Below are 9,221 nucleotides of genomic sequence, written 5' to 3' on the forward strand. Positions count from 1 at the left end.
GAAGCACTGGATCTTGTACGACTCTGCAGGAGTCTTGACGTAAGGAACCTGAAACTCCTCAAGTATTGCCTCTATTTCTTCTGCCTGGTTCGGATAGAGCGTGACTTCTATCTGCTCCACGGTTACCGATATTGCAGAAAGTACGTATTTAACAATTAAAAAATGGAGCTATTGCTTCTGCCTCAGTTTTTCCACGGGCGTTACGTCCGGAAGCGGCGCGTCTCTGTCTACTTTGTACTTGAAGGCGTCCTTGTAGTCCATGCCCACAATCACGTTGCGGCCGACTGCGATTATCGCCGACTTGGGGAAGTCAAAGCGCCAGTCGTGGTGGCCCCACACCACTATCTTGTCCTGCGTCTCTTTCATCACGTGGCCCAGGTGCTCCTCGTCCTGCGACCTGACGCCTTTGTTGAAAAGCGAGCGCGGGTACTTCTTCTCGTATGTCGCCAAGTCGATGTTGCTTCCCGGTGCCATCTAGTTTGCCACCTTTTCCATGCGGTTGTTCTGCGCCACGTTCCACGCCACCTTCATGACCGCCAGGGTCGGCGCAAACCCGAGCGCTGTCCAGAGGATTGCTTCGATCATGTTCATGTGCTATCTATGGCAGGAAAAGATCATAAATGGTGCTCAAAGGTTGTTCTGACAAGTTCAGCCACGCGTTAAAACGCCCTGTATGTTTGCAAGAAATCATAACCGCGGCTGCCAACTACAAAGCAGTTATGACTGTGTGTGGTCATTCGGCAACGGCTCTGTGATAGAGGCTCCCTCTATAACATTTAGTCGTACCGTTTCTATATGAACTATAGTCATCGTGAGAGCATACGGCGAGTATATCGACAGCTGTTTTATTACATGGTCTTGACTAGCCCGCAATGAGAACCGTACTTTATGGGGTTTTGGCAGGCCTGCTTTTGCTTGCACCGCTTGCGGTGACAAGCTACGGCACGGCCTCTGCGCAAAGCCAGGTGAGCATAGACGGGGCGGGAGCGACGTTTCCCTTCCCCCTGATAGACACATGGAGGGTTGAATACCAGGACGTCAGGCCAAACGTCAGCCTGAACTACCAGTCGATCGGAAGCGGAGGAGGAATAAGGCAGTTCACAGAGATGACCGTGGGCTTTGGGGCGACAGACGCCCCGCTGACGCAGGCTCAGCGCGACGCGCTGCCGGGCGTGGCGGTGCACGTTCCGGAGACAATAGGCTCCGTCGTTGCGACATACAACCTGCCGGGCGTTGAAAGCGGGCTGCACCTTACAGGCCCGATAATAGCAGACATCTTTCTCGGCGTCATAGACAGGTGGGACGACCCCGCCATTGCAGAGCTCAACCCAGACGTCAGCCTGCCGGCAAGGGACATAATAGTGGTCCACAGGTCCGACGGCTCGGGCACGACGTTTGTATGGACAAGCTACCTCTCGCTTGTAAGCTCTGGATGGGAAGACGAGGTAGGAAGTGGCACAGCAGTGCAGTGGCCTACTGGCATAGGAGCCCCAGGCAACGAAGGTGTCGCAAACTCTGTCAGGAACACGCCGTATTCGATGGGATACAACGAGCTTGCGTACGCGCTGACGACAGGCATGGACTATGCAAGCATACAGAACCAGGCAGGCAACTTTGTCGAGCCTTCGCTTGACTCGACTGCGGCAGCAGTAGAAGCGCTTGCAGGCACGCTGCCGGCAGGCGACGCGTCTTGGGAAAATGTCTCGCTGCTCGACGCGCCGGGCGAGGACTCGTACCCGATAGCCAGCTTCTCCTACATACTCCTCTACAAGGACATGAGCACGAACCCGAGCATCAACCAGCAGGAGGCAGAGGAGATAGTCAGGTTCGTCTCGTGGGCCGTGACTGACGGGCAAGAGTTCGCAGAGCCGCTGGAATACGTGCCTCTGCCAGAAGCCGTGCGCGAGCACAACCTAGAGATACTGAGGTCCCTCACCTACGGCAACACGTCGCTTTCAACCGCGGTGGTGCCCGAGTTCGGAGTCATCGCCGCTTTGGTACTGGGCGCGTCGATCGTAGGCGTAGTGGCGTACAGCAGGTTCAGAGGAATAGGAGCAGGTCAGAAGGGGCCGCTCTAACCTTTTTTATTTTTAGACCGGAAAAACTGCACATCAGGTCTTATTCGCGAGTTGCAAGCAGGACATTGCGCCGGATAAGGCTGACAAGCGCGCTGTCTGCAGCCGACTTGGAAACCACAAAAAGCACCTTCTCGACGCCTATTGGAAAGACAAAGATGTCGCCGTATTCGTGGCGCAGAAGCAGGTGGTCAAACGTGCCCAGAAAGCTCTTTGTGTTCCGGGCAAGCGACGTCATTATCTGCATTTTCAAGATCATCTGCTTCCAGGCCTGCTCCTGCGGAAACGGCACGCCCTGCTTCAGGTAGACGTCCGAGGCATTTTCACCGTCCATTACTGCAACCATCAAAATGTCCTCGTGCAGATTGCCTAGTACTTCACAGACCCTACCCAACAGCACTAGCCAACTGGCGCCCGAGTGTATATAATATTAGCTGTGTCGCAGGCACGCGAGAAGTGAGGAAAAATCTTCCGGCCTTCTTGGCGCCAAACATTCTGCTGGTGAAAAACCAGCCACAAAGCTTGTTTAGCAAATATCGCTAGCGATACGCTTATATTCACTAGTGATATTACTAGTGATATGATAAGTGAATGGCTTGCACGGGTTGGAAGCTCCATACCAAGGGGCTTTTCGCGACACTACATCCTGACTTTGCTGAAGGAAAGGCCGATGACTGGCAAGGAGATAATCGACAGGGCGATAGCCCAGACAGAAGGCCGGTGGAAGCCGTCGCCGGGACTCATCTATCCGCTGCTTGGCAGGCTGCTTGACGACGGGCTTGTAGTAGAAAATGATGACGGCAGGTACTCCATCACGAAAAAGGGGCTTGCCATCATAGGCGACCTCGAGTCGCTCAACGGCATCATACACAAGCAGCTTGACGTCATCCTTCGAATAGGAAACGTGGGCGCAGCAGTCGCAACCGACCTTGTGGACAGGGTAATCACGATAGGCACGGCGCTGAGCTCGAACCTAGGCACGATGAGCAGGGACGACAAGAGCAAGTACCGCCAGTTCCTCCTTTCAGAGCTGAAAAAGCTTGACGAGGAGGAAAAGCGGGCATCTGACCGCAAGGAAAAGGTGGATGTAGAGTAAAAATAGAGCTTTCTTCTGGGTTTTTATTAGAACACATATTTATCTGATGAGTGTAGAGGATCTGCCGTGAAGTATAGGAGCAGGATGGACATTGCAGCCGCTATTCTGGACATCGCGCTTGGCGGTGCGATAAAGACCAGGATAATGTACAGGGCGTTCCTATCGTTCCCTCAGCTGAAGGAATACCTGGAACTGCTGACTGACAGCGGCCTTCTGGAATACGCAGAAGAGGAAAGGGAGTACCGGACTACGGAGAAGGGCAAGTACTTCTTGAAGATGTACAAAGAAGTCGGACAGATGATCTACCCGCAAAACAGCAAGCGCAAAAAGATGATAATCTAAACCCAGGACCAGTACGGCATCTTGCGGATGTCGCACTGCCTGCGGATCACGGCCCGGGCCTTGCCCGCGGCCTCGACGTCTCCAAGCCCGCTTTTCAGGTACTGCAAGAGCACCTCTTCGTAGAGTTTTTTCGCGCGCTCCTCAGTGAACTCCCTGTACCTCTTTTCTTTTTCCGGCGCAGGCTCGCCGGCCTTTTTCATCTCCAGGTATTCCTGCCTGCACATCTCGCAGCTGTCGTCGAAAAATTCGGTGTGGATGGTGCAGGTCATCTTTACATCTCGGGATCGCTTTCTATCTCCAGCCTGCCGTCTTTGATGATTACCTGCATGACTGCAAGAATCGGCCTTGCGTTTTCAAGGCCCTCCCTTTGTACTATGCTCTGCGCTACCTTTAGCCGGTACGGCCTTGACCAGTGCTGGCCTATCTTGTATTTTCCGCGCATATCGTCCGGGATTACCTTGATGACTGCTACCTCCCTTACGACAGGCATCTCTGGCGCAAGGGGCTCGTAGCCTCCTTCCTTCTGGTACTTTTCCATGAGCGCGTTGAGCGCACGCGCCTTTTCGCCGGCGTCGCGCACAAGCTCCGCCCTCCCCTTTATCACGACGCTTATGTATAGCGTGTCGGCCTGCGACGCGTCTGTAGGGTGGAAATAGTACGAAGGCAGGAAGCAGACGTCCCGGTCAACCTCAAAGCCGACATGCGGGTTTCGCAGCATGTTTTCAATCTTTTCCCCTGCAGGGTGCGAGTGCATGTATACAGCCCCGTCGGCCCAGACAAAGTTCATGGGTATGACCTGAGGGTAGCCCTTCTCGTCTATCGAGGCTAGCCGGCCCGCAGGCTGGCTGTTCAGGAACTCTATCATCTTTTCCCGGGATTTTATCTCGAACTTCCTGACCAGCTGCACACTAGTCTACAGCACCCATGCCGTTAAAAGTTATACGCACGATTCTACAACTTGTTTCGTGCAGAAAAGGACGATACGCCTTGGCATCGCAGGCGCCATTTCAGCCATGATAGGAGCAATAGCCTACGCGTTTGTCAGGCTTTATGTCATGAACCTGCGCGTCGACCTTTCCGTGCTTGTGGTCAACATCGTCGTCTTTTCGGCAAGTGCTGCGGTCCTTGTCTACCTGCTCTGGAAGGAGCGCGAGCTTGAAGAGGAAGAGATGTTCAGGGATTGATTTACAAAGGAGTCCGCACACCCACAAGCCATGCAGGACGATTCTGCAAGGTTCAAGATAACCCAGCTCACAGACACGGGCACAAGCGTCACGCTTGCACTTGCCGAGGACGTGGAGCTCGAGCCGGTCTCGCAGCAGCAGATGATGCTCGAGGCAGTCGACAGGTCCATAGTCGACAAGGAAGTAAAAGAGCAGGTCAAGCCGATACTCGAGGCGATACTGCGCTCCCAGCCGCAGACAGTCGTCAGGAGCTACTCGCGCACGGTAATACAGATGACGATGCCAAAGCGCAGGTATGAAAAGCTTGGAAGCCCTAGGGTCGGCCAGGTGCTGACAGTCGACATCAGGCTGGCCTGACGCCCAGCTGGCGCGCAAGCTCTTCCGGCGATTTTAGCGGAAGCGAGCACGCAAAGTTGCGGCAGACAAACGCCGCTTCGCCTTCTGCGCCCCTGCCCTTGAAGAACGCGTATTTTTCAAGCGCGGCCATATCTTTCTGATCGACTGACGCGGTTATCCCGTCTGGAAGGAAGGTGCCGTTGAGCCACCTTGACATGGCGCCTCTGCCCATGACCGTGACTTCGACCGGCTTTTTCACGTAGAGGTACATAGCCATGAGAAGCTGTCCAAAGCCAAACGGGTTTTCTGCGGCAGGCCGGGCGCCGGACTTCATTATCCGCACCGCCTTGTCAAGGTACGCGTTATCCTGTGTGTAGTGGTAGAGCCTGAGCAGGTTTGACGCGGCTACAGAGTTGCCCGAAGGTATCGCAAGGTCGTAAAAGTTCTTTGTCCTGACTATTAGCTGCTCGTGGTCGTCGGAGGTGAAGAACATGTTGCCCTCCTTTTCGTCCCAGAAATGCGCAAGCATGTAGTCCGTGTAGCGGACCGCTTTTTCCAGGTACTCTGGCTTGGACTCTACTGCAAACAGATCCAGCAGCGCGCCTGCATAGAACGCATAGTCGTCAAGGTATGCGTTGAGCTTTGACTGGCCGTCCTTGAAAGTGCGCATCAGCCTGCCTTCAGGCGACGCGAGCCGGGCCTCGATGAACCTGACAGAGTTCTTTGCCGCCTCAAGATACCGGGTGTCGCCTGTCACGGCGTAGCCTTTGGCAAAGCCCGATATCATGAGCCCGTTCCACGAAGTGAGCACCTTTTCGTCCCTGCCGGGCCTGACGCGCTTTTCCCGCTCTGCAAGCAGTTTTGCACAAGCGCCGTCGATCATTTTCTTTATTTCTTCCGGCTTTTTGCCCGCGCGCTTGGCTATCGCATCAAGCGACGAGCGCACGTTCAGTATGTTCTTGAATTCAAAGTTGCCGCCTTCTGTCACGCCATAGTACTCGCAAAAGGCGTCTATCGTTGCAGGGTCGCCCAAGATATCGCGGATCTCTTTTTTTGTCCACAGGTAGAACTTGCCCTCTTCCCCTTCAGAGTCGGCGTCAAGGGCAGAGTAGAATCCGCCGTCTGGGTGCGTCATCTCTCGCATGATAAAGTCAAGCGTCTTTTTCACGGTTGCAAGGTGGCGCTCGTCCTTGGTTATCTGGTACAGTTCAGAGTACAGCTGGGCCAAGAGCGCGTTGTCGTACAGCATCTTTTCAAAGTGCGGCACCAGCCACTTCTGGTCGGTGGCATAGCGAGCAAAGCCGCCGCCAAGGTGGTCGTGTATTCCGCCCTGCGCCATCTTGTCTGCGGTAAACAGGACAAAGTCTCGAAAGCGCGCAATTCCTGAAATGTCGTAGTACCTAAGCAAAAAGAGCAGGTTTGAAGTGTTGGGAAACTTGGGCGCCTGTCCGAATCCGCCGTATATGGTGTCGCCCATCTGCAATAGACCCACAGCAGCCTCGTCAAGTATTGACCGCTCAATGCCTGTCTTTGCCTCCCCTGCAGGCAGGGCAACGTCGCGCGCTGTCTGCGAGAGCGCGTCCATGAACTCCTTTGAAGCCATCTCGACCTCGCCTTTTTTGCTTTTGTAGGCCTCTGCCAGCTGCTTCAGGATTGTCTGGAAGCCGGGAAGGCCGTAGTGCCGGCCGTCCTTCGGGAAATATGTGCCGACGTAGAACGGCCTGTGGTCCGGCGTCAGAAAAACAGAAAGCGGCCAGCCGCCCTGCCCGCTTGCAAGCTGGCACGCGCGCTGGTAGATGTCGTCGATGTCGGGGCGCTCCTCCCTGTCGACTTTGATGTTGATGAAGTTCTCGTTCATTATCTTCGCGGTTTCTTCGTCCTCAAACGACTCGTGGGCCATCACATGGCACCAGTGGCACGCAGAGTATCCGACGCTCAGGAAAATGGGCTTGTCCTCTTTTTTTGCGCGCTCTAAAGCTTCTTCCCCCCACGCGTACCAGTCAACAGGGTTGTAGGCGTGCTGCAAAAGGTACGGACTCGTTTCTTTTGCGAGCCTGTTTGGCTTGCCGCGGCGAGCGCTGTCGTGCACGTACAGGTTTTTCTCGTGACAGTATTTAGACGTTGTAGAAACGGAATTTTTCAACAAAATCTTTTGAAAATGAAAATCTGCTTCAAAGCTACTGCATTTTCATAGATCGATGTAGACAGGCGTTTTCGATGGAGAAATTAATCAAAGACTTTATTAGCAAGCTTTCCCTTAGCAGAGCTAACACCAGATACGGCAAAGCCAGTCGGCAGTATTGAAGTGTTCTCTCACGGTTTACGCTCACTCTGAAAGATTTATATCGCTGGACTGGAAAGAGAAGGAACGAACGTAACATTAGGCGGCGTCGGTGATGATGTTGGCATTGTGCCATTTTATGATTCACTGACCTCCAGTTGCGCTCATATCATGGGGATTCGATGTCAACATTGGATCCGACATAGGTCACACGTGCAAACCCGTAACGACAGTAGCGATCCGCACAATTAACCAAGTTGTCCGGCCGTACTCTCTTTAACGAGAAAAAATGGATTGACTCCGGTTGATCCTGCCGGACCCGACTGCTATCAGAGTGGGACTAAGCCATGCGAGTTAACGCAGCAATGCGTGGCATACGGCTCAGTAACACGTAGTCAACATGCCCAGGGGACGTGGATAACCTCGGGAAACTGAGGATAAACCGCGATAGGCCAAGATTTCTGGAATGGATCATGGCTGAAACCTATATGGCCCCTGGATTGGACTGCGGCCGATCAGGCTGTTGGTGAGGTAATGGCCCACCAAACCTGTAACCGGTACGGGCTCTGAGAGGAGGAGCCCGGAGATGGGCACTGAGACAAGGGCCCAGGCCCTATGGGGCGCAGCAGGCGCGAAACCTCTGCAATAGGCGAAAGCTTGACAGGGTTACTCTGAGTGGTGTCCGTTAAGGGCATCTTTTGACACTTCTAAAAATAGTGTAGAATAAGGGGTGGGCAAGTCTGGTGTCAGCCGCCGCGGTAATACCAGCACCCCGAGTGGTCGGGACGATTATTGGGCCTAAAGCATCCGTAGCCGGTTCTGCAAGTCTCCCGTTAAATCCACCTGCTCAACAGATGGGCTGCGGGGGATACTACAGGGCTAGGAGGCGGGAGAGGCAAGCGGTACTCGGTGGGTAGGGGTAAAATCCTCTGATCCACCGAAGACCACCAGTGGCGAAGGCGGCTTGCCAGAACGCGCTCGACGGTGAGGGATGAAAGCTGGGGGAGCAAACCGGATTAGATACCCGGGTAGTCCCAGCTGTAAACGATGCAGACTCGGTGATGGGTTGGCTTTGAGCCAACCCAGTGCCGCAGGGAAGCCGTTAAGTCTGCCGCCTGGGGAGTACGGTCGCAAGACTGAAACTTAAAGGAATTGGCGGGGGAGCACCACAAGGGGTGAAGGCTGTGGTTCAATTGGAGTCAACGCCGGGAATCTTACTGGGGCTGACAGCAGGTTGAAGGTCAGGCTGAAGACCTTACCAGACAAGCTGAGAGGAGGTGCATGGCCGTCGCCAGCTCGTGCCGTGAGGCGTCCTGTTAAGTCAGGCAACGAGCGAGATCCCTACCGCTAGTTGCTACTCCCATCCGAAAGGATCGAGAAGCTAGTTAGCGGGACTGCTGCCGCTAAGGCGGAGGAAGGAAGGGGCCACGGCAGGTCAGTATGCCCCGAAACCCTGGGGCCACACGCGGGCTGCAATGGTAGGAACAACGGGCTCCGACCTCGAAAGGGGGAGGCAATCCCCAAACCCTACCCCAGTTGTGATTGAGGGCTGCAACCCGCCCTCATGAATCTGGAATCCCTAGTAACCGCGCGTCACCACCGCGCGGTGAATACGTCCCTGCTCCTTGCACACACCGCCCGTCGCTTCACCCGAGTTGGGCTTGGGTGAGGTGGTGCCTTATTGACACCATCGAACCTAAACTCGGCAAGGGGGGAGAAGTCGTAACAAGGTGGCCGTAGGGGAACCTGCGGCCGGATCACCTCCTTAGAAAGCACGGTTGGCTGTGAAAGCCAACCGTACTCTTGACTCCGGTTGATCCTACCGGACCCGACTGCTATCGGAGTGGGGCTAAGCCATGCGAGTCGAACGTTTCCCAACTGTGGGAAGCGTGGCGAACGGCTCAGTA

Annotated in this window: 10 protein-coding genes and 1 rRNA gene; 6 read left to right on the plus strand and 5 right to left on the minus strand. The window is 54.7% G+C overall.

All coding sequences use genetic code 11. From position 1 onward, the window contains the following. Positions 1–168: 168 nt before the first annotated feature. Complete coding sequence (locus HXY31_RS04070) at positions 169–474, minus strand: hypothetical protein (protein WP_292639988.1); 306 nt, start codon at positions 472–474, stop codon at positions 169–171. A gap of 398 nt (positions 475–872) precedes the next feature. Between HXY31_RS04070 and pstS the strand changes: the two genes are divergently transcribed. Further along, a complete protein-coding gene (gene pstS / locus HXY31_RS04075) occupies positions 873–2,078 on the plus strand; it encodes a phosphate ABC transporter substrate-binding protein PstS (RefSeq protein ID WP_292639990.1) in 1,206 nt (401 codons plus the stop codon). Between the two features lie 40 nt (positions 2,079–2,118). Here the strand turns inward: pstS and HXY31_RS04080 are convergent, their stop codons facing one another. Continuing rightward, positions 2,119–2,421, minus strand: a complete 303-nt coding sequence (locus HXY31_RS04080) for a hypothetical protein (RefSeq protein WP_292639992.1) — start codon at positions 2,419–2,421, stop codon at positions 2,119–2,121. A 234-nt stretch (positions 2,422–2,655) separates the two neighbouring features. Between HXY31_RS04080 and HXY31_RS04085 the strand changes: the two genes are divergently transcribed. Both HXY31_RS04085 and HXY31_RS04090 read left to right on the plus strand, forming a co-directional pair. Next, complete coding sequence (locus HXY31_RS04085; RefSeq protein WP_292639994.1) at positions 2,656–3,171, plus strand: PadR family transcriptional regulator; 516 nt, start codon at positions 2,656–2,658, stop codon at positions 3,169–3,171. 66 nt (positions 3,172–3,237) lie between these two features. Then, positions 3,238–3,513 (plus strand): winged helix-turn-helix domain-containing protein, encoded by a 276-nt coding sequence (locus HXY31_RS04090; protein ID WP_292639996.1) that lies wholly within the window; start codon positions 3,238–3,240, stop codon positions 3,511–3,513. Here the strand turns inward: HXY31_RS04090 and HXY31_RS04095 are convergent. Beyond that, positions 3,510–3,782, minus strand: coding sequence for a hypothetical protein (locus HXY31_RS04095; RefSeq protein WP_292639999.1), 273 nt, complete (start codon positions 3,780–3,782; stop codon positions 3,510–3,512). The genes HXY31_RS04090 and HXY31_RS04095 overlap by 4 nt on opposite strands. 2 nt (positions 3,783–3,784) lie before the next feature. Then, a complete protein-coding gene (locus HXY31_RS04100; RefSeq protein WP_292640002.1) occupies positions 3,785–4,420 on the minus strand; it encodes a pyridoxamine 5'-phosphate oxidase family protein in 636 nt (211 codons plus the stop codon). Between the two features lie 58 nt (positions 4,421–4,478). On the opposite strand from HXY31_RS04100, the gene HXY31_RS04105 reads away from it, so the two are divergent. Next, positions 4,479–4,697, plus strand: a complete 219-nt coding sequence (locus HXY31_RS04105; RefSeq protein ID WP_292640005.1) for a hypothetical protein — start codon at positions 4,479–4,481, stop codon at positions 4,695–4,697. Positions 4,698–4,727: 30 nt separating this feature from the next. Beyond that, positions 4,728–5,054, plus strand: a complete 327-nt coding sequence (locus HXY31_RS04110; RefSeq protein ID WP_292640007.1) for a hypothetical protein — start codon at positions 4,728–4,730, stop codon at positions 5,052–5,054. Here the strand turns inward: HXY31_RS04110 and HXY31_RS04115 are convergent. Then, positions 5,041–7,122: a thioredoxin domain-containing protein gene (locus tag HXY31_RS04115; protein ID WP_292640009.1), complete on the minus strand. Its 2,082-nt coding sequence runs from the start codon at positions 7,120–7,122 to the stop codon at positions 5,041–5,043. The genes HXY31_RS04110 and HXY31_RS04115 overlap by 14 nt on opposite strands. A gap of 489 nt (positions 7,123–7,611) precedes the next feature. On the opposite strand from HXY31_RS04115, the gene HXY31_RS04120 reads away from it, so the two are divergent. Beyond that, a 16S ribosomal RNA gene (locus tag HXY31_RS04120) occupies positions 7,612–9,080 on the plus strand. Positions 9,081–9,221 lie beyond the last annotated feature (141 nt).

Source organism: Nitrososphaera sp., from assembly GCF_013388945.1.
Lineage (GTDB): Archaea > Thermoproteota > Nitrososphaeria > Nitrososphaerales > Nitrososphaeraceae > Nitrososphaera.